Source organism: Mesorhizobium sp. M0060, from assembly GCF_040323155.1.
Classification (GTDB): domain Bacteria; phylum Pseudomonadota; class Alphaproteobacteria; order Rhizobiales; family Rhizobiaceae; genus Mesorhizobium.
The window spans coordinates 22,659-43,220 of sequence record NZ_JAMYUP010000003.1; the positions used below are offsets into that span (position 1 = coordinate 22,659).

The window sequence follows — 20,562 nt, forward strand, 5'->3', positions numbered from 1 at the left end:
GTGGGCTGATGGCGCGAGCCTGGCAGTTTCGGCTAGCCGCGCTTTTGGCCGACGATGCGGTTGGCGGCCGAAACCACGGCTTCGAGCGAGGCGGCGACGATGTTGGTGTTGATGCCGGCGCCGAACAGCTTGCCGCCCGGATGTTCCATCTCGACATAGGAAATGGCCGAGGCATTCGAGCCGCGCTGCATGGAATGCTCGGAATAATCGAGCACCGACATCGGCACCCCGACATGGCGCGACAGCGCATCGACGAAGCCGTCGATCGGGCCGGTGCCGGTGCCGGTAATGGTCACCTCCTTGCCCCTGTCGAGGATCACCGCTTCAACCACGCGCCGGCCCTTGACCTCGGTGTCGGGATAGGTGTGGTGGTCGAGGAACTTCAGCCGCGCGCCGGGCTGGTCGACATAGGTGTCGAGAAAGCGCTCGTAGATGCGCTTGACCGGCACCTCCTTGCCTTCGGCGTCGGTGATCGCCTGGATAGCCTGGCTGAACTCGATCTGCAGGTTGCGCGGCAGGTTGAGGCCGTAATCCGCATGCAGCACATAGGCGATGCCGCCCTTGCCGGACTGCGAGTTGATGCGGATGATGGCTTCGTAGCTGCGGCCGACATCGGCCGGGTCGATCGGCAGATAGGGCACCTCCCAGTGCGGCGTGTTGGCCTTGCGCAGCGCCTTCATGCCCTTGTTGATGGCGTCCTGGTGCGAGCCGGAAAAGGCGGTGTAGACGAGCTCGCCGACATAAGGGTGGCGCTCGGGGATCTTCAGCTGGTTGGAGTATTCGTAGACGTCCTTCATGCGGTTGATGTCAGAGCAGTCGAGCCCGGGATCGACGCCTTGCGTGTACATGTTGAGCGCCAGCGTGACGATGTCGACATTGCCGGTGCGCTCGCCATTGCCGAACAGCGTGCCTTCGACGCGGTCGGCACCCGCCATCAGGCCGAGTTCGGTGGTGGCAATGCCGGTGCCGCGGTCATTGTGCGGATGCAGCGAGATCAGCAGGTTCTCGCGATTGTCGAGGTTGCGGCACATCCATTCGATGCGGTCGGCATAGATGTTGGGCGTCGACATCTCGACCGTGGAGGGCAGATTGATGATCAGCTTGTTTTCCGCCGTCGGCTTGACGATCTCGGTGACCGCGTTGCAGATCTCCAGCGCCACTTCGAGCTCGGTGCCGGTAAAGCTCTCCGGCGAATATTCGAAACGGTAGCCGCCGCCGGCCTTCGCCGCCATGTCGGTGATCATCTTGGCCGCATCGGTGGCGATGCGCTTGATGCCGGCGACGTCCTTCTCGAAGACGACGCGGCGCTGCAGTTCGCTGGTCGAGTTGTAGAAATGGACGATCGGGTTGGTGGCACCCTTCAGCGCCTCGAAAGTGCGGGTGATCAGTTCCGGCCGGCACTGCACCAGCACCTGCAGCGAGACGTCGGCGGGCACGTTGCCTTGTTCGATGCACCAGCGGGCGAAATCGAAGTCGGTCTGCGAGGCCGAGGGGAAGCCGATCTCGATCTCCTTGAAACCCATGTCGAGCAGCAGGGCGAACATGCGCGCCTTGCGTTCCTGCCCCATCGGATCGATCAGCGCCTGGTTGCCGTCGCGCAGGTCGACCGAGCACCAGATCGGCGCCTTGTCGATCACTTTCGAAGGCCATGTGCGATCGGCAAGGCCGACGGTCGGATAGGGCTGGTATTTGCGGGGGGCGTCCGGCATGCCTTTTACCGCAGACTTGGTGATTTCCTCTACATTCAGACGGATATCTTCTCGTGCGTTCATCGTCTTTTCTCCCGGCGGCTCGCGGATCCAGCTTCAGGCGGATGGGTGGCGAGCGGCGCCTTTACCAGAATTTCGATCGCTTGATGTGACGTGCCAATTTGTGACTGGCCAAGGAGCGTGCGCGTGAGCGGCAATTCGACCGCCGGGCGCTCCTTCAGCGAACCCGGCGATCGCCGATAAGGCCGAGAAGCAGCAGGGTGGAGGCGAGCGCGCGAACGGTCTGGCCGGCCATGCCGGTCGGACGGGACGCAAAAGAGGTGGCGCGCGGGCTCATGCGGTTTTCATACAGGAGCGGGCAAAGCGAGGCAAGTGGGAGCAAGCACCGTCGGCGAAGCTGCCGGAGGAGGTGCTGTCCCTGGGACTCTCGAGACCTGGGTTCCTCGCCCACCGAAGCGGGGGAGAGGTGGCCGCCCACGGGTCTTGCCTTCGGCAAGCCCGAGGACAGGCTCCGCGGCCGGAGAGGGGGCCTTCGTAGAGCGCGGTTCCCCCTCTCCGTCTCGGCTTCGCCGAGCCACCTCTCCCCACTTTCGTGGGGCGAGGAACCCAAGCTGGAATGGAGCCGCGATTCAACACTGAAGGCAGGCCAACTTTGTTCTTGCTTTGTGCCGGCAGCTATGCTACTAATTCGGCTATGGTGCTGATTGGCGCCAATGACCCGCCTCCCGAGGCGGGTTTTTTGTGTGTGCCGAGCATGATCGACAGCTTGGAGGTGCAAGTCCTCTATCCAGCCGACATGGCCTTCACGCTGAACGGCGACCGCATCTCCAGCCTGGTGATCAGCTGAAGTTGAGGGTCATTTAGACCACCCTCGCCGACACGGGTGCTTGTTGCTCGCGTTGGATCCTTTGGCTTAATGCAAAACATGACTCTGTTTATCATCTTTTAGTAGAAACGTCGGGCCGGTTGTGGCATGCCGCGATGGCGAGGGCGCCGGCGTCTATGGCGATCTCGGGTTCAACGGCATCGGAAAGGCTGCAGCGATGGAGCAATTGAGCGCGCAAACCCAGATCAGCGGTGCCGCCATCCGGTCGGTGATGGACAGGCTGCGCGCCGAGCACGGCGAGTTCGAGATCGACACCGGCCTTGCCGATCAATGGGAATTTCGCACGCATTACGGCTCGTTGAAGGCCACGCTCGGTGATGAAAGCGTGCTGATCCGGGTCGCGGCCGAAGACGAGACCTGCCTGTCCTACATGAAGATGGCGGTCGCCGGCCATTTTTCGGAACATCTCGGCACGACCAGGGGAATTGCCTGGCAGGGCGATGGCAGCCATGCCGGCACGCCGGTCTTCTTCCGCGAGATCACGGTGGTGTCGTCGACGCGGATTTCTCCGCATATGCAGCGTGTCCGCTTCACCGGCAACGATCTCGGGCGCTTTGGCCGTGGCGGCTTGCATGTGCGGCTGCTGCTGCCGCCGCGCGGCAGGCCGCCGGTGTGGCCGGCGATGGGCGCCGACGGCCTGATGGTCTGGCCGTCGGGCGAGGACGCTCTCGTGGTGCGCGTCTACACGATCCGGGCACTGGGCGCCGCAAGCGGCTGGCTGGATGTCGATTTCGTCCTCCACCCGGGCATGGATACGCCCGCCGCAGCTTTCGCGGAAAAGGCGCTTGCCGGCGAGGTCATCGGCATGATCGGACCGGGTGGCGGCGGCGTGCCCGAGGCAGAAAACCTGCTTCTGCTCGGAGACGACACCGCGCTTCCGGCGATTGGCAGGATCCTGGAGCAGCTTTCGCCGTCAAGCCGCGCCGAAGCGTTCATCGAGGTCGATGGCCCCGAGGACCGGATCCCGCTGGCCGCGGGCGAGACCGTCGCCGTCACCTGGCTCTATCGGCATGGGCGCGAGGCCGGCACCGCCAGCCTGCTGCCAGCGGTCCTGCAGCAGCGGAGCCGCACCGCGCTGGCCGGCAATCTCTATGTCTGGGCCGGATGCGAGTTCGGCGATTTTCGCGAGATCCGCAGGATCGTCCGCAAGGAATGGGGCGTGCCGCGCGACCGGCATCTGGTCACCGCCTATTGGCGCCGCGGGACGCAAGGCGATAAAGGGGCGGACGGCAGCGAAGAATAGCGCACAACGGATGCTCTGCGGTCAGCGGCGGTCGGATACCACGACGATCGCCGGGGCCGCCAGCAGCGCGACGAGGCCGGCGCCGGCGAAGAACGCGCCATAGCCGAAATACTGCGCGGCGTAGCCGGCCGCGATCCCGCCGGCCATGCTCACCAATGCGTCCATGCACTGGAACAGCGTGAAGTCGACGCCCGCCTGTCTTGGATCGGACCAGCGCATGAACTGCGCGTAAAGGGCGACGAAGCCAAGAGCCATGAAGCCCGATGAGCTGAGCACCGCGACGACCATCAAAGCGGTGGTCGAGAAGCCGCCCGAGAGATCGAAGACCGAAAAGAAGAACAGCGATCCGGCCTGCAGGACAAGCGCCAGGACGAGCACGTTGCGCGGGCCGAACCATTTGACGAGAGCGCCGCCGGCGAGTGCGGCAGCCAGGCCGACGAACATGCTGCCGACGCCGTTGACAAGCCCGACCATCGAGAGGTCGAGCCCGGCGTCGATCAGAAATGGGCCGAGCATGGCCAGCGCCGCCTTCTGCGCCAGGACATAGATGGCCGACGCTGCCAGGCCGCGCCGAATTTCGGGACGCTTCAACGCGTCAAGGAGGCTGGGAACATGCTCGCGCGTCTCCTCGCGCGCGCGGCCGGCCGCGCCGAGCAGGAAGGGCAGACCGAGCGGCAGAAGCAGCAAGGCCATCGCCCAAACGGCGATGCGCCAGCCATAAGCGTCGACCAGAAGCAGAAACAGGCCGGCGCCGATGGCCGAGCCGAGATAGGCGCCGCCGACCTGCGCGGCGTTGCCCCAGCCGTGGTTTTCCCTGGCCAGGCTCTGCACGGCGAAACCATCGCAGGCAATATCGACGGTCGAAGCGGCGAAGGCGACGGCGGTCAGGCAGGCGAGGACCGGCCACCAGGCCTCCGGCCCGAGCGCGCCGACCGCCCACAGCCCGGCGATGGACACGAGCCCACCGGCGGCGACGATGGTGCCGGTGCGGTTCTTGCCGACGGGCGGAAGGCGATAGCGCTCGACGGCCGGCGACCACAGAAACTTGAGCGCCCATGGCAGCGCGATCAGCGAAACCAGGCCGATCCGATCAAGCGGCAGGCCCTGGTCGCGCATCACCGCCGGCAGGCCCGCCCAGGTGATGCCGCCGATCACGCTCTGCGAGACATAAAGCGCGCCGATCGCCAGGACGATTGCGACAGGCGACGATGTCCGGCTGGAAACGGCGATCGACATCAGAAGCGGTAGCGAAGGCTGGCGAACAGCGAGCGGCCCTCGTCGCGGTAGCAATAGCCGGCCGAGCAGATGGGCTTTTGACCGTCGAACAGGTTCTTGGCGTTGACCTGCAGCTTCACGCCCTCAAGCTTGGGGTTGCGGTAGCCGAAATCATAAGACAGCGAGGCGTCGACGAAAGCGCGCGCATCGTTCTTGAAGGTGTTGGTGTCGTCGCCATAGCTCGAGCCGGCGACGCGAACGCCGGTGCCCAGCCCGAGCCCCTCCAGCGTGCCGTTCTCGAACTGATACTGGCCCCAGAGCGACAGGATGTGATTTGGCGTTGCCGACAGTTCCTTGCCTGCGGTTCCCGTGGCGCCGCGTTCGATTTTCACGCGCAGATAGGTGTAGGAGGCGATGAGGCTGAGGCCGTTGTCGAGCGAGGCGCTGGCTTCCAGTTCGACGCCGCGCGAGTTCAGGTCGAGCTGGCGCTGCTTGTTGATGCCTTGCGAGGCGTCGAAGACGACGCCGTCCTTCTGGTCGATGTCGAACAGAGCGGCGCTAACGGCGGCATTGTAGTCGGCAAATTCGTATTTGACGCCGATTTCCTTCTGCGTGGCGATGGTCGGACGAGCGACGCGACCGATAGGGCTGCTGACGTCGTCATAGACGAAGCCGATATTGGGCGAGAACGACGTCGAATAGTTGACATAGGGCGTGATGCCCCATTCGGTCTGGTAGGACAGGCCGAGCCGGCCGGAAAAGGCACTGTCGTCCTGCTTGGACTTGGTGAAGTCGGCGGCGGTCGAGGTGGTATCGGCCCAATCGTAACGACCGCTGGCGAACAGGGTGAAATCGTTCCACTCCATCTGGTCATGCAGGTAGGCGCCGAGCTGGTTCATCTCCTGCCCGCCGGAGTAGGGGACCGGAGCGGCCTTGATGTCGTCGACGGAGACATAGGACAGGCCGCTGCCGGCGTCATAGTTCGACCAGGCGTAGTCGACGCCGGCTACCGCCGTGTGCCTGATCTGGCCGGTATCGAATTCGAACTGCGCCATGTTGTCGACGACGAAGTTCTTCATGGTCTCGGTGTAGTGGCCCCAGTAGCGCTTCAGATCCGGGCCGCTCGGATAATGACCGCTATATTCGATGTCGCTGTCGACGGCGCTGTAGCGAAGGTTCTGCCGGACCGTCAGCACGTCGTTGAAACGGTGCTCGAATTCGTAGCCGATGCGGCCCTGGGTCTGGTCGAAGTCGTTCCAGGCGGGATCGCCCTCATAGAGATTCGTCAGAGCGCCGCCCGAATTGTAGAATGCAGCCGTGCCGCCGGTGACGGATTTCGAATATTCGCCGAGGATCGTCAGCTTGGTATCCTCGTCCGGCTTGAAGGTGACGGCCGGCGCCAGATAGATCTTGTCGTCGGGATAACCGGGCAGGTCGGTATCGCTGGTGCGGCCGAGGCTGGTGAAGCGATAGAGGATGCTGCCGTCTTCAGTCACCGGGCCGGAAGCGTCGAGAGCGGCCTGGAAGCGATTGTGCTCGCCAAGCAGCATTTCGACTTCGCGAAACCGTTCTTCCTTGGGGCGCTTGGTGACGACGTTGACGATGCCGCCCGGACCGCTGATGCCGTAAAGCGAGGATGCGGGACCTTTCAGTATGGTGACGCCCTCGATGCCGTAGGGCTCCGTCTTGAACCAGGCCGAGGGGCCGTTGTACTGGCGCAGCCCGTCGCGGAACATGCCGTTGTAGAAGGCCTGGAAGCCGCGCAGGAAGAAGGCGTCGTAGCGGGTGTCGAAGCCGAAGCTGTTCGGATTGGCGCTGGCGGTATAGCCGAGCGATTCGTTCAGCGTGCGTGGCTTCTGGTCCTCGATCTGCTTTTGCGTCACAACCGAAACGGCTTGCGGAATCCTAGCGATCGGCGTGTCGGTCTTGGTGCCGATGCGGTCCTTCTTCGCGACGTAGCCGTCCTGCACGAGAATCTCGTCGCTCTCGGCATCCACCTCGATTTTGTTGAGAACGGTGACGCCTCCCTGGTCCTGAGCATGCGCCGGCCCGGACAGGCCGAGCATGGCAACGCTGCCTGGCAACGATATCCCTAGGAGCCATGTCATCGCCCGTGTCCGCATCAACTCGTCTCCATTCTTCCGTGCAACATTGCCGGAAGGCGGTCTCAAATCTGAGTATTTGAGTCAAGTTATTTTTGAGGCTTGTGCGCAGGCTGGTCCGATGTGGTTGCCCGGCAGCAAAGTGCGTCCGGTTTCAGGAAAACCGGCTAGGGATTCAAGAGCGGATGCGGCAGGCCGTTATGGCTTCAGGCTTCTCGCCACCAGCCGCGCCACGCTTGGCCCGACCAACAGCACGATCAGGAAGCGTGCCGATTGCAGCGCCATGACGAAGGAGATGTCGACATGCTGCGCGGCGGCGGCGATGATGGCGACGCTGTCCATGCCGCCGGGGCTGGTCGCCAGATAGGCGGTCAGCGGGTCGATACCGAGCAGATGGCTGATCAGGAAGGCGAGGCCGCCGCAAAACACGATCAGGGCAATGATCGAGCCGACGATCTGCGGCAGCGCGCGGGCGGCGTGGCGCAAAATGGCCCTGGTGAAATTCAGGCCGATGCTCCAGCCGATCATCGTATAGCTGAGAGCAAGCAGCCAGGGCGGTAGCTGCATCGTCACGCCGAGCCCGAGATGAATCAGGGTGCCGAAAATGAAGGTGCCGAGGAAAAACGGCGACGGCAGCCTGAAAAGCTTTCCGGCGAGGCCGCCGACCAGCGCCACAGCGAAAGTTGCGGCCAAGCCCTGCGGATCGACCGGCGGGAACCAGACGATGGCCGGCACCTCGATGCCTGAGGTGTCGACCCAAAGCTTGGCCACCAGGGCCGCCGTCATCGAGACGCAGATGACGCGCAGATACAGCATGAAGGCGACGAGGCGCTGGTCGGCGCCGAAGGCACCGGCCATCAGCACCATGGCGGTGGCGGCGCCCGGCGACGAGCCCCAGACCGCGGTGGTGCCGGGCAGGATACGCCAGCGGCTGATCAGCCAGCCGAGCAGGCTGGATGCCGCGACTGTCGCCATCACGACGCCAAGGAACAGCGGCCATTCCCTGTAGAAGACGGGAAAGATATCGGCCGAGATGGAACTGGCGACCAGGCAGCCGACGACCGCCTGGGCGGAGCCGAACAGAACCCGCGGCACGCGCACCGTGGCGCCGTTGGTGCCGGCGACGATGGCCGCCAGCATCGGCCCGATCAAGAGCGCGGCGGGCAGGGCAGCGAGTTCCAGCGCGCCGGCAAACAGCACCGAGACCACCACCAGGACCGGCCACTGCCAGGCCTTGTGAATCCGCGCCAGGTGCTCGATGGCCGGCAGGTTCGGGGAAGAATCCATATCCGGCTCTTAGACCGGTCGGGGAAAAATGCGAACCCTCTTTGCCGGAGAAAATAGCCTTGGGTGGCGATAGCACCACGCCATCCGTAGCGATCCTTCGCGCCCCCCCCCTCTGTCCTGCCGGACATCTCCCCCACGAGGGCAGGGCAATCGCATTTGGATTCTTACGAAGATGGACCCCACCCTAACCCTCCCCACAAGGGGGAGGGAACGCTGCCGCGCACCCTTGCTTCTCCTTTTGGCGCCGAAAGGCAGGCAATTTGCCGAGGTCAGCGCCAACGGAAGTCTCCCTCCCCCTTGTGGGGAGGGGTTAGGGGTGGGGGTACATCGTAGAGCGAAAGCCTCGGCTTTCCATCTGCGATAGCCCTGCCCACGAGGGGGAGATCGGCTGTTCCAGCGCCACGCTCATTCCTGTGACGTTTGGTGATTGGCGAAAGCCAAGATGACGGCCAATCTCCCCCCTCGTAGGGGAGATGTCCGGCAGGCCAGAGGGGGGCGCTGTCTCGCCGGCCTATCGCGCCTCGGCCTTAGCCAGCCTTCACTCCAGCCAGCCCGAAACCACCGACAGGATGCGTTTCCACCTGGAATTCAAACCCGGCAATGATCGGCCGTGCCTTGGCGATCGCCGCCTGGACTTCGGGCAGCTGCAGCGAAGCCTTGTGGCTTTCGGCGTCGGTCCACACTTCGGTCACCCAGATCGCGTCGGCATCGGCCGGGTCGGTGGCGATGATGTAGTTCAGGCAGCCGGGCATGGCGCCGGTGCTGGCGAGCAGGATGTCCATCATTGCGTCGCGCTGGCCGCGCGTCGCCCGCATCTTGCCGATCAGTCCGTACATTCGCTTTGCTCCGTTGAGATTACGCGACCAGGAGTATGCAATTCGCCGTCTACGGCATCAACTGGCCGCCATTCACCTCGATCACCTGGCCGGTGATGTAGCCGCTCAACAGATCGGAGGAGAGGAACAGATAGGCGCCGACGCAGTCCTCGGCGGTGCCGGCGCGGCCCTGCGGGATGGTGGCGATCATCCCCTTCATCTGGTCGTCGGTCGAGTAGCGCTCGTGGAAAGGTGTGGCGATCGTGCCGGGTGCCACCGCGTTGACGCGGATGTTGAAACCGATCAGCTCCTTGGCCATGCCGCGCGTGACGTTGGAGACGAAGGCTTTGGCCGAGCCGTAAAGGCCGGCGCCGCCACCGGCGCCGTTGCGCGCGGCGATCGAGGAGGTGTTGACGATGAAGCCGCCCTGCCGCTTCAGCCATGGGATCGCCTTGCGCGAAGCTGTCAGCACCGAGCGGGCGTTGAGGTCCATCACCGCGTCGTAATGCGCCTCGGTCTGCTCGGCATAGGGCACGCGGCCGAGCATGCCGCCGGCATTGTTGACGAGGCCGTCGAGCCGGCCGAATTGTTGCGCACTGTCCTCGACGACGCGCTCGACATCGGCGGGGATCGAGAAATCGCCCTGAACTGGGAATACCTCGCCGCCGCCGTTGCGAATGGTCGCGGCCAGGTTTTCGGCAGCCACCCGGCTCGAATTGTAGTGCAGCGCGACGCGGCATTTCTGCGCGGCGTAGGCAAGTGCAAGCGCCGCGCCGATGCCGGTCGAGGCGCCGGTGACCAGCACCGCCTTTCCTGCGAGGTCGGGGATGACCAGAGTGGGGCTGACAAGGGTGGTGGTCGTGGTGGCTGGCACGTCTATTCCTCCGGGGACTCTGCCTGCTCTTCGTAGGCCCTCGCAGTCCTCGCGTTCAAGTCCGTAAAAGCCTATGGCCGCAGATAGGCGTAGCCTTGGCGCTGCAATTCGGCGAGCTTGACGACGCCGCCTCTGTCGGCGGCGTGGAAGCCGTCGAGCAGGTCGGCCAGGCCGATATCCATGCCGTGCATGGTGTTGGCGCAAGCGTGCGGGCTGAGCCCGTCCTGGACAAGGCCGGCGAAACGCCCGGAAATGGCGGCGGATATGCCCTTCGACTTGAAGGCAGCAAGTGCTGGGCCGTGCACGACAAGCGCGATGTCGACCTTGCCGTCGGTGCCTTCGAAGTGGTTCTTGATGTTGCCGAGCACGAAATTGACCTTGTTGAGATCGCTGAGGTGATAGGCGACCTTTTGCCTTTCCTCTTCTACGGCCTTGACTTCAATGGCTGCGGCCTTGATGGGGCGCAGCCCGAAAAGCCCGGCGGCCCCGGCAAGACCGACGCGGAAAATATCGCGGCGTCGCATGGCTTCATCTCCTATTTGCCGGCCCGCGCAAATTGCGTGGCCTCGGCCCCGATCCTAGCATAAATTGACGCCACGTCTTGTCGGGGCAACGGAGGGGTAGCATGACGTCGAGGACCATAATGGGGACCATTGTGGGCGCCCGACTTGGGGTTGCCTTGCTTGCCGCCGTCGCGGGCACTGCTTTCGCCGACGACACGCTCAGACTCACCGAGCTCAGCCCGGACGGCAAGGACGCCTGCTTCGGCCGCGTCTACGACCCCGCGCATCTCAAGTCGCATCCGCACCAGAAGGTGACGCGCATCTTCTTCTATTATGGCCGCGATCCGGTCAGCCGGCCGAACGAGGAGCCAAGCACCGGCGTCGATTCCTCCTACAATGGCTTCATGGCGACGACGGTGCGCGGCGCAAAGGCGCCGGAATGGCTCGGCGGCTGGTGCAGTCATGAGTCGGAGGACGGCAAGACCGGCCCGATCCATTGCGGCATGGACTGCGATCGCACCATGGCTTCGCTGAAGGTCGACGACAAAGGCCGGCTGATCGTCTCGGACGTGCAGCCCGACCTCTATCTAGACGCGGGATCGGAAGACGAGCTCGGCAAGGCGGAGTACGAACGGCAGGCGTTGGGCAAGGACGACAACGGCTTCAGGCTCGACCCGATGCCGGCCGCGACCTGCAAGGCGGAGTTCGCGCGCATCGACCCGATCGATCCGGCACTTGGCCCGCCATTGCGCGAGCGGCTGAAGCCGGACCAGGCCTTCTGCTACGGTCGTGACTACGATGCCGCGCATCTCGGCTCGCATCCCGATCAGCTGACGCAGACGATCCGGGTTTATCGCGGACCGGTCGAGCTGGCGTCTTTCGCCGGAGCTGGCGATCCGGCCAATTGGCCAAGCGGCGCCGATATCGCCGTTTCGGTTACCACGCGGCAGAAATCGGCCAAGGTCACGCAGGTCTATAACTGCCAGGGCGAGGGCGACCAATGGCGCTGCGCGGCGAGCGCGAAGACGGGTGGTGCCTCCTGCGATATCGCGCAAAAGGAGGTCTTCCTTCGCCGCGGCGCCAACGGCACGATGATGCTGGCCAACCCGAACAGCGGCCTGCCGATCGTCGATTTGTGCTCGGCGGAGGACGACACCAGCTCCGACGACAAGGTCTACCGGCTGGAGCCGATGCCGCAGGCCGCGTGCGGGCCGTGAAATTTGGTCGGCCATCTTGTCATCCATGGGGACGGTATATATCTTTGCCGTATATCTTTTTAGGAGCTGAGCGCGATGGAAAAGGCAAAGGTGTTCTGGTCAGGTCGCTCGCAGGCGGTTCGCCTGCCAAAGGAATTCCGCTTCGAAACCGATGAGGTTTCGATTCGCCGCCATGGCCAAGGTGTCATTCTCGAACCGCTTGCGCAGGACTGGGCTTGGCTCGACAAGGTGATCGGTCCGCTCGATGACGATTTCGCCGAGGCAGCGCTGGAACGTCCGGCTGAGCAGCATCGACCGGCTTTGGACGAGACCTTCAAGTGATCTATCTGCTCGACACCAATGCCGTCATTGCCGTTATGAAAGGCGATGCGGACCTGCTGGCGCGGCTCACGTCCCACGGCCCGCAGGATTTCGCAATGTCGGCGATTGTAGTGCACGAGCTCTACTATGGTGCTCAAAAGAGTCAGCGAAAGACCGACAATCTGTCGCGCATCGAAGCACTCCAGTTCCCGGTTCTCGAATTCGATCGGGAAGATGCAAGGCATGCCGGCGAGATTCGGGCAGTGCTTGCGACGTCGGGAACCCCGATTGGCCCCTATGATGCGTTGATTGGCGCGCAGGCGCGTGCCCGAAATCTCACGCTGATCACCCGCAATGTACGGGAATTCGAACGGATCAACGATCTCGCAATCGAAACGTGGTGAATTGCTTCACGCGAAGGGCACGGCCGTCGTGCCCTTGGGCAGTTTCGCCTCGTCGTCGGGCTCGACATGGATGATGACGCGGACGGAAGGAATCTCGGCCTGCAGCGCGTCCTCGATACGGTCGCAGATGACGTGGCTGGCCCCGACCGACATGTCGGCGTCGACGACCAGATGGAACTCGATGAAGGTGGCGCGGCCGGCGATTCGCGTCTTCAGATCGTGGACCTCGAGCGCGCCCTTGCAATTGGCCGAGATGATGTCGCGGATGCGGATATGTTCCTGAGTGTCGACGGCGCGGTCCATCAGGCCGTTCATCGACGAGCCGATGACGTGCCAGCCCTGCCACAGGATGTTCAGCGCCACGATCACGGCAAGAGCCGGATCGAGAACCTGCCAGCCGGTCAGCACGGCGCCGACCAGGCCGATGAACACACCGACCGAGGTCGCCACGTCGGTCATGATGTGCCTGCCGTCGGCGACCAGCGCTGGTGATTTTTCGACCCGGCCGGTGCGGATCAGCGTCGAGGCCCAGACGGCATTGATGACCGTTGCGACGCCGTTGACGGCGAGGCCGGTCCATGGCTGCTCAAGCGGGGCGGGATGCTGCCAGGACCACCAGACCTCGTTGAGGATCAGCAATGCGGCAAGCACGATCAGCACGCCTTCCAGGACGGCCGAGAAATACTCGGCCTTGTGGTGGCCGAACGGATGGTCCTGGTCGGCCGGCTTGTAGCTGACCCGGATCGCCCAATAGGCGGCCGCCGAGGCAATGACGTTGACGATCGATTCCAGTGCGTCCGAATAAAGCGCAACCGAACCGGTGACGTACCAGGCCACCAGCTTCAGGCCGAGCACGACGCAGGCGACGACGATCGACCAGAAGGCGAGGCTGGCGACCTTCTGCCTGGCGGCGGCTTTGCTATCCACCGCGGTCACTGGGGAAGAAATCCCAACACTGAGCCCTCGAATTAAGCGGCCTTTTCCTTGGCCTTGCGCGGCAGGTGCGCGACGATGTTCTCGATGATGCGCATGCCGGCGTTGTGGCCAAGCGTCATGATCGATTCCGGGTGGAACTGCACCGCGGCGATTGGCTCCTTGCGGTGCTCGAAGGCCATGATGATGCCGTCTTCGGTCTCGGCGGTGACGACAAAACCATCGGGCAGCCGCACCGGATCGGCAAAGATCGAATGGTAACGGCCGACCGTCACCTCCTTGGGCAGGCCGGAGAAGATGATGCCCGGCTTCGACACGCGGATGCGCGACGGCTTACCATGCATCGGGATATGCAACTGCCGCAGCTCGCCGCCATAGGCCTCGGCCAGCGCCTGCAGCCCGAGGCAGACGCCGAAGATCGGCAGGTCGCGCGCACGAGCTCGCTTGATGGTAGCGGCGCAGTCGAAGTCCTTCGGCGTGCCGGGGCCGGGCGACAGCACGACCAAGTTTGGCTTCAGCCGGTCGAAGACCTCGTCCGGCACCGGCGTGCGCACCGTCGAGACATTGGCGCCGGTCTGGCGGAAATAGTTGGCGAGCGTATGGACGAAGCTGTCCTCGTGGTCGACCAGGAGGATGTTGACGCCGTCGCCGACACGCGCCGTGCTGCGTTCGGTGCTGGCGGCATTGCCTGATTTGGCGTCGCGGATGGCGGAGAGCATGGCGGATGCCTTCAGTTCGGTTTCGGCTTCTTCTTCCTCGGGAATGCTGTCGAAGAGCAGCGTGGCGCCGGCGCGGACCTCGGCAATGCCGTCCTTGATGCGAATGGTGCGAAGCGTCAGGCCGGTGTTCATGTCACCGTTGAAATTGACCATGCCGATCGCCCCGCCGTACCAGGCGCGCGGGCTCTTCTCGTTCTGCTCGATGAAGCGCATGGCCCATAATTTCGGCGCGCCGGTGACGGTGACTGCCCAGGCATGCGACAGGAAGGCGTCGAAAGCATCCATGCCTTCGCGCAGCCGTCCCTCAATGTGGTCGACAGTGTGGATCAGGCGCGAATACATCTCGATCTGGCGGCGGCCGATGACGCGCACCGAGCCCGGCTCGCAGACCCTCGACTTGTCGTTGCGGTCGACATCCGAGCACATGGTGAGTTCGGACTCGTCCTTCTTGGAATTGAGCAGCTTCAGGATCTGCTCGCTATCGGAAATGGCGTCGTCGCCGCGCTTGATGGTGCCGGAGATCGGGCAGGTCTCGACGCGGCGGCCGTTGACGCGCACGAACATTTCCGGCGAAGCGCCGATCAGATATTCGCCCTCGCCGAGATTGATGAAGAAGGAATAGGGCGAGGGGTTGATGCTCTTCAGCTTGCGCGAAATCTCGGAAGGCTGGGTTTCGCAGCGCTCGTAGAACATCTGCCCCGGCACAACTTCGAAGAGATCGCCGCGTTCAAAGCTCTTCATCGCCTTGCGCACCAGCTTGGCATATTCGCCGGGCTCGTGGTCGCCGCGCGGCGGGATGCGGTCGGCGGTCCTGAACGGCTCGACGATTTCGTCGCGCGGCAGGCCTTCGGTCGAGAAGCCGTCGCCGGAGTAGTCGTAGCGATCGGTCCAGGCCTTGGTCGAATAGTGGTCGACGACGAGAATCTCGTCGGGCAGGAACAGCACGAGGTCGCGCTGGCTCTGCTTGCGCTCGAGCTTGTAGTCGACCGGATCGAACTGGAAGGCGAGGTCGTAGCCGAAGGCGCCATAGAGGCCGAGATTGGCGTCCTCCTCGGTCTTGAACAAAGCGGTGATGGCGCGCAGCACGGTGAAGACCGAAGGGACGCGGCTGCGTTCCTCTTCGGTGAAGACACGGCCGGGCTTGGCGATGTCGAGGCGGATGAGTTTCTGCGACGTCTCGGCGATCGTTACGTCGTCAAGACCGGCAAGCGCCTTGCCGATCACCGGCAAAAGCACCTGGCCACGGCTGTTCAAGGCATCGATGCGCATGGCGCGGCCGTGTGCCGAGATCACCAGCGGCGGATCGATGATGGCGGTGTCCCAGCGCGTATAGCGGCCGGGATATTCGTAATTCGAGGAAAACACCGCGCCGCGGCGCGAGTTCAGGCCATCGACATAGTTGTCGATCGCCCCCTCATACGGCCGATCATGGCGCTGGCGGGTGATCGCCACGCCACCCGCCGTGACGAAGCGCTCGGCTCCATTCTCCAGAACTTTCGTCGTCATTGCCGTCTCCATCAGCGTCTTTGGGGCAACGGACCCGGGAATGGCTTGAAAAACAAATGGCCGCCCGGACATTCCGCTGCGGCCACCCTCTATTTTCACGCGAACGCGTTCGAACAGGCCGCTGTCAGCGAGCCCACCACCAAATGGTCTTGATCGAACGCATATTCATGGCGATTCCCATAGCGGCGATTGGACGGCCGCGCAACTGGATTCAATGAAGGCCTCAGTCCTCCAGCGTCCCCGACCTTGCATCGGCGCTCTTCCTGTCGCCGACCAGCTTCAAGAGGTCTTCGCCGGCACGGATGATGCGCCGGGAACGCCGTGTCAGGATAATGCCCGCCTGCGGCGCCAATACTTCCGTGCGGCCATTGGGCTCACCGGGCGCATGGACGATGGTGGCAAGCCGCGCGCCCTTGGCTACCCGGTCGCCCGGCTTCACGTCATAAAGGATCGCGCCCGAGCGGGGCGCCGGCATCATATCGATGTTTTCGAGCGGCGCGACAATACCGGTAAAAGGACTGGGCCCGGCAAAGCCGCCGGGCGGTGACAGCGCCCGATCCAGGATGACGCCGCGCGCCACCAGCAGCCGGTAGAGCCCTTCGGCATCGGCGCCGGCCAGAGCGCCGTCGACGTCGAGTATGCCGCGATATTCAACCGTGGTGGCGACGCGCCGGTCGAAGCGCGCGACGTCGGCGGGGACATTCTGATACGGCATGATCGAGGCGCCCTCGAAGGTGCCGTCGGGGTCTTCGTCCCATAGCATCACCGCATCGACGCCCATCGCCGCCGCACAATCCGCCATGGCTGGCCACAGGCTGGTGTGGACGTAGAGATAGGCAAGGCCCTCGTCATCGCAGTGCAGGTCGAGCACGATGTCGCGGCCGATGGAGAGTTGCAGCAGCCGCGTCTTCAGTCGCTGGTCGACCGTGCCATGCGCAGGCAAGAGCGCGATGTCGGGTGCGGCGAGCAGCGGAAAGGCGCGGTTGAAATTGGTGCGCGTGCCCAGATGGAAGCGGCCCTGGTGCTCGCCGTAAAGATATTGCGCGCGGCCGATCGGATTGGCCCAGGGCACGATGGTGATATTGCCCCTGACGCGGCCTTCGGCTTCCGCCTTCGCCAGCATAGGCACCAGCGCGTCGATGGCGACGACGCCCGGCAATTCGCCGGCATGAAGCGCCGCCTGCAGATAGGCGGAAGGCGCGGTACTGTCCGACCCGGCGAAGCGGAAGACGGGAAATTCGTAGGAAACGCCTTCGCTGTCGCCGGCGATGCGTTCGATGGATTTCTGCATGCTGTCCTCCGTGAAGAGTTCGGAAGGCATGCCCGTCGCCGGCGCGCTTGTCGATTGGTCCAGCCAGCGGCGCTATGGGCGCAATGAGCCTGCTCGGCAGGATGCGCGAGGGTCGCGAGATACGTCCGGCTTACACCAGCGGCTTCAATTCCCCGGCGATGGTCGGCAGCAGCTCCGAGACGTTCGGATGGATGTGCATGGCGCGCGCCAGCGTGCTGACCGGTGCCTTGGCGTACATCAGGTCGAGCACGCAGTGCACCGCCTCGTCGCCGCCCGGGCCGAGCACCGCGCAGCCGAGGATTTCCTGGCTGTCGGCATCGACCAGGATCTTCATGAAGCCTTGGGTCTCGCCTTTCTCGACGGCGCGGCCGACACGGGTCATCGGCCGCTGGCCGACCAGGGCGCGGCGGCCGGACTTTCGTACCGCGGTTTCGGTCATGCCGCAGCGGCCGAGCGGCGGGTCGATATAGAGCGCATAGGCCTCGATGCGGTCGCTGACCTTGCGCGGATCGTTGTCGAGCAGGTTGGCGGCGACGATCTCGTAGTCGTTGTAGGAGGTGTGGGTGAAGGCGCCCTTGCCGTTGCAGTCGCCCATCGCCCAGATGCCGAGAACGCTGGTGCGGAGCTGGTCGTCGACGACGATGAAGCCATTTTTGTCGAGCTCGACGCCGGCTTTGTCGAGGCCGAGATCGTCGGTGTTGGGTGTCCTGCCCAGCGCCAGCAGCACATGCGAGCCGACCGCAGCCGCCTTGCCGGCCGAAAAGGTCACGGCAATTTCGTTGCCATGTTTGACAAAGCGTATGTCGTCGGCGCCGAGATGGACGGTGATGGCTTCGTTTTCGAGGATGGACAGAATGGCGTCCGAGACGTCCTCGTCCTCGCGGCCGATCAGCCGCGGGCTCTTTTCGATCACCGTGACCTCTGAACCGAAACGGCGGAACATCTGCGCGAATTCGAGCGAGACGTAGCTGCCGCCAACGACGATGAGATGGCGCGGCAGCTCGTCCAGATCCATCATCGACGAATTAGTCAAATACGAAATATCGTGGACGCCGGGCAGGTCCGGCACCGAAGCGCGGCCGCCGGTGTTGAGGAATATCTTTTCGGCGCTCAGCAGGTCGTTGCCGACGCGCACCGTGTTGGCGGATTCAAAACGCGCATGGCCGCGATAAAGCGTGCATTTATCCATGCTGGCGATCCAGCTTTCGAGATTGCCGCGGGCATCGTTCGATACCTTGTCCTTGCGCGCCTTAATCGCGTGATAGTCGACGCCGACCGGACCGGAGAGCGTTACGCCGTAATCGGCGGCGCGGCGGGCGAGGTGCGCGGCGTAGGCACTCGCCACCATCGCCTTGGTCGGCATGCAGCCGGTGTTGACGCAGGTGCCGCCGACCAGCTTTCGCTCGATCAATGCCACGCTCATGCCGGCCGCGGTCAGCCGGCCGGCAAGCGGCGGCCCGGCCTGGCCGGCGCCGATGATGATGGCGTCGAATGTCTTTGCCGTCATGCCACCGCCGCCACGATCAACAGGCCGCCGACGATCGCCACCGCGTCCTCGATGAAGGCGGCGGGCGGATCCTTGCCGAAGGCAGCGGCCAGGCGTTTACGGGCCTCGGCGCCGCCCAGCGTGCCGATCACCGCGCCGATGGCGCCGGCGATCAGGCCGCCGATGGCGGCGCCGATGGTCGCGCCGATCACCGCGCCGGTGAAAGCGCCCAAGACGACGCGCGCGCCGAATTGCTGCGGCACCTTGCGGCTCGGCGTCGACGGCAGTTGGTCGGTGACCAGTTCGGCGATGGCCAGGATGGTGAAGATGCCGACGGCGATCCAGTGGCCCATGAAACTCGCCCAGGTGCCGGCGACCGGCAACCAGCCAAGCCAGGCGCCCCAGGCGACAGCGGCGGGTGCGGCCATGGCGCGCAGCCCGGCAACGACACCGATCAGAAGTGTAAGCCCGTAAAGCATGGTTGATGCCCTCGATCACCGGGTCCGGGACAGGTCCGCGAGGGCAAGCTAGCATAGGATCGGCGTTTGACCAGAGGTGGTGTAGCGCAGAATCACTCGGCACCTCGCGCAGCTTCACTTGGCAGTGAACGCCGGACCAGCCGCGATTACTCGGGCGCCATGCTTGCCTATTCAACGCATCGCCACTCAGACGAGCAGACGCACCGCTAACAGTCCAGCAAACAACCCGCCGATCGATAGGGCAAGGGAGGAGACAACGTACAGAATCGCCAAGGCAGCATCGCCGCGCTCCGCCAGGAGGACGGTGTCGAGGGAAAATGTCGAGAAGGTTGTGAACCCTCCCAGCACGCCCGTCGTCACGAACAGCCGCGTTGCCTGTGGTAGCCAGCCTTGATGGCCCAGTATTCTGCGATCGAACCCATAGCGAAGAAACCAAGCACATTCACGGCCAGCGTCCCGAATGGGAAACTCATGCCGAAAAGCTTCAACGTCGGTGTGTTGACGCCAAGACGGAATGCGCCGCCTAAACCGGCACCGAAGAAGACGATCAGATAATTCACGGACGGCGCTTTCGACTGGCTATTAGTGCACTGCAGACAACTATGATGACGCTCCCGCCCAAAAGCACGCTCCCCAGGACGAGCGGCGGCGTGGCAGTCCATTTCGCAAGCGCTGCCATAGCCGCAACGAGCCCGAGCACGGCAAAAGCTAGAAACTCGTCGTCAATGAACATGCCAACCAGTTCGTGCAGGATCAGGATGAACATTTTCATGAAACCCTCGCCACGGCCGGGCGGGCGACCAGCTTGATCGTAAGCAGCCCGACGGTCAGAAAGATTGCCACAAAGGCAAGAATGGCAAGATCATGCCCCGGCCAATCAATGCCGAGACCTTCGCCGGTCCAGAATACTCCAAATGCCGAAAGCATGACGCCAACACCGAACTTAAGGGTGTTTTCGGGTACTTGCGCGAGCGGTCGATGAATAACGACGCCTATTGCCAACACTAGGACGCAGGCAGCCAGTGCACCGATAGCCGCAGGCAACAGGAGGCCTCGGCCTGCTCCGACCGCGATGACAATGAATACCACCTCCAGCCCCTCCAGAACCACGGCTTTGAACGCCGTCATTCCTGCAAGCCAGCCGAGATGGGCTTCCGGACTGCGCCTTGCCTCGCGCAGTTGAGCCTCCTCCTCAGCAAACGCCTTCACCTCATCATGGAGAGCGAGAACGCCGGCGGCACGTAGAATAGCTTTGCGCAGCCACCGGAGGCCGAACAGAAGCAACAGCACGCCGATGACTAACTGCAATGCGTGAAGGGGAACGCGATCGAGCAGCGGCCCCAGCGTTAGAACAAGAAGTGCAAGCAATGCCAGCGCGGCGCCGGCGCCAATGACCGCAGGGCGCCAGCCTCGAACCACTCCGACCGCTAGCACGATTGTGAATGCCTCGACCACTTCAACAAGTGAAGCGAGAAAAGCTGCACTGACCGCAGGTGCAATGGTTGTCCAAGTGAACATCCAGCCCCTTCCAGGGTTCAAGAAACACACAGCTCTGGAAGGTCGGGAGGTTCGACATGCTCCTACCGACGCAGA

General features: G+C 63.8%; 19 protein-coding genes and 1 pseudogene. 5 read left to right on the plus strand and 15 right to left on the minus strand.

Annotated elements, in window-relative coordinates; all coding sequences use genetic code 11:
- Positions 1-32 precede the first annotated feature (32 nt).
- Positions 33-1,772: a 2-isopropylmalate synthase gene (gene leuA, locus NKJ94_RS04055; protein ID WP_352523097.1), complete on the minus strand. Its 1,740-nt coding sequence runs from the start codon at positions 1,770-1,772 to the stop codon at positions 33-35.
- Positions 1,773-2,325: 553 nt separating this feature from the next.
- On the opposite strand from leuA, the gene NKJ94_RS04060 reads away from it, so the two are divergent.
- Positions 2,326-2,556, plus strand: coding sequence for a hypothetical protein (locus tag NKJ94_RS04060; RefSeq protein ID WP_352523098.1), 231 nt, complete (start codon positions 2,326-2,328; stop codon positions 2,554-2,556).
- A gap of 121 nt (positions 2,557-2,677) precedes the next feature.
- Positions 2,678-3,838 (plus strand): siderophore-interacting protein, encoded by a 1,161-nt coding sequence (locus NKJ94_RS04065; protein ID WP_352523099.1) that lies wholly within the window; start codon positions 2,678-2,680, stop codon positions 3,836-3,838.
- A 21-nt stretch (positions 3,839-3,859) separates the two neighbouring features.
- Here NKJ94_RS04065 and NKJ94_RS04070 read toward each other — a convergent pair whose 3' ends face one another.
- The 6 genes from NKJ94_RS04070 to NKJ94_RS04095 all read right to left on the minus strand — a co-directional run bounded on the left by NKJ94_RS04070 (position 3,860) and on the right by NKJ94_RS04095 (position 10,655).
- Positions 3,860-5,074, minus strand: coding sequence for an MFS transporter (locus NKJ94_RS04070; RefSeq protein ID WP_352523100.1), 1,215 nt, complete (start codon positions 5,072-5,074; stop codon positions 3,860-3,862).
- A complete protein-coding gene (locus tag NKJ94_RS04075) occupies positions 5,074-7,161 on the minus strand; it encodes a TonB-dependent siderophore receptor (protein WP_352523101.1) in 2,088 nt (695 codons plus the stop codon). The genes NKJ94_RS04070 and NKJ94_RS04075 overlap by 1 nt, the downstream gene beginning before the upstream one ends.
- 192 nt (positions 7,162-7,353) lie before the next feature.
- On the minus strand, positions 7,354-8,442 hold the full coding sequence (locus tag NKJ94_RS04080; protein ID WP_352523102.1) for an AbrB family transcriptional regulator: 1,089 nt from the start codon (positions 8,440-8,442) through the stop codon (positions 7,354-7,356).
- Between the two features lie 527 nt (positions 8,443-8,969).
- Positions 8,970-9,278, minus strand: a complete 309-nt coding sequence (locus NKJ94_RS04085; protein WP_352523103.1) for a putative quinol monooxygenase — start codon at positions 9,276-9,278, stop codon at positions 8,970-8,972.
- Positions 9,279-9,327: 49 nt separating this feature from the next.
- The gene (locus NKJ94_RS04090; protein WP_352523104.1) at positions 9,328-10,131 is read right to left on the minus strand and encodes an SDR family NAD(P)-dependent oxidoreductase; all 804 of its coding nucleotides are present in this window, start codon (positions 10,129-10,131) and stop codon (positions 9,328-9,330) included.
- Between the two features lie 71 nt (positions 10,132-10,202).
- The gene (locus tag NKJ94_RS04095; RefSeq protein ID WP_352523105.1) at positions 10,203-10,655 is read right to left on the minus strand and encodes a DsrE family protein; all 453 of its coding nucleotides are present in this window, start codon (positions 10,653-10,655) and stop codon (positions 10,203-10,205) included.
- Positions 10,656-10,756: 101 nt separating this feature from the next.
- On the opposite strand from NKJ94_RS04095, the gene NKJ94_RS04100 reads away from it, so the two are divergent.
- From NKJ94_RS04100 to NKJ94_RS04110, 3 genes are all read left to right on the plus strand, one after another.
- On the plus strand, positions 10,757-11,851 hold the full coding sequence (locus NKJ94_RS04100) for a hypothetical protein (RefSeq protein ID WP_352523106.1): 1,095 nt from the start codon (positions 10,757-10,759) through the stop codon (positions 11,849-11,851).
- A gap of 75 nt (positions 11,852-11,926) precedes the next feature.
- A complete protein-coding gene (locus tag NKJ94_RS04105) occupies positions 11,927-12,172 on the plus strand; it encodes an antitoxin (RefSeq protein WP_352523107.1) in 246 nt (81 codons plus the stop codon).
- Entirely contained in the window at positions 12,169-12,555 is a 387-nt protein-coding gene (locus tag NKJ94_RS04110) for a type II toxin-antitoxin system VapC family toxin (RefSeq protein ID WP_352523108.1), read from the plus strand. Before NKJ94_RS04105 ends, NKJ94_RS04110 begins: the two co-directional genes overlap by 4 nt.
- Before the next feature lie 6 nt (positions 12,556-12,561).
- Here the strand turns inward: NKJ94_RS04110 and NKJ94_RS04115 are convergent, their stop codons facing one another.
- The 8 genes and pseudogenes from NKJ94_RS04115 to NKJ94_RS04150 form a co-directional block, all read right to left on the minus strand.
- Positions 12,562-13,491 carry a cation diffusion facilitator family transporter gene (locus NKJ94_RS04115; protein ID WP_352523109.1) on the minus strand — a complete coding sequence of 310 codons (930 nt, stop codon included), beginning with the start codon at positions 13,489-13,491 and terminating at the stop codon, positions 12,562-12,564.
- A gap of 32 nt (positions 13,492-13,523) precedes the next feature.
- Entirely contained in the window at positions 13,524-15,713 is a 2,190-nt protein-coding gene (locus NKJ94_RS04120) for an anthranilate synthase (RefSeq protein ID WP_352523110.1), read from the minus strand.
- Positions 15,714-15,936: 223 nt separating this feature from the next.
- Positions 15,937-17,004, minus strand: coding sequence for a M14 family metallopeptidase (locus NKJ94_RS04125; protein WP_352523111.1), 1,068 nt, complete (start codon positions 17,002-17,004; stop codon positions 15,937-15,939).
- 130 nt (positions 17,005-17,134) lie between these two features.
- Positions 17,135-18,511, minus strand: coding sequence for an FAD-containing oxidoreductase (locus NKJ94_RS04130; protein ID WP_352523112.1), 1,377 nt, complete (start codon positions 18,509-18,511; stop codon positions 17,135-17,137).
- On the minus strand, positions 18,508-18,969 hold the full coding sequence (locus NKJ94_RS04135; protein ID WP_352523113.1) for a DUF4126 domain-containing protein: 462 nt from the start codon (positions 18,967-18,969) through the stop codon (positions 18,508-18,510). The genes NKJ94_RS04130 and NKJ94_RS04135 overlap by 4 nt, the downstream gene beginning before the upstream one ends.
- Before the next feature lie 186 nt (positions 18,970-19,155).
- Positions 19,156-19,529 (minus strand): annotated as a pseudogene (crcB, locus tag NKJ94_RS04140) (fluoride efflux transporter CrcB).
- Positions 19,526-19,741: a hypothetical protein gene (locus NKJ94_RS04145; RefSeq protein ID WP_352523114.1), complete on the minus strand. Its 216-nt coding sequence runs from the start codon at positions 19,739-19,741 to the stop codon at positions 19,526-19,528. Before NKJ94_RS04145 ends, crcB begins: the two are co-directional and overlap by 4 nt.
- Positions 19,738-20,487 carry a COG4280 domain-containing protein gene (locus NKJ94_RS04150; RefSeq protein WP_352523115.1) on the minus strand — a complete coding sequence of 250 codons (750 nt, stop codon included), beginning with the start codon at positions 20,485-20,487 and terminating at the stop codon, positions 19,738-19,740. Before NKJ94_RS04150 ends, NKJ94_RS04145 begins: the two co-directional genes overlap by 4 nt.
- Positions 20,488-20,562 lie beyond the last annotated feature (75 nt).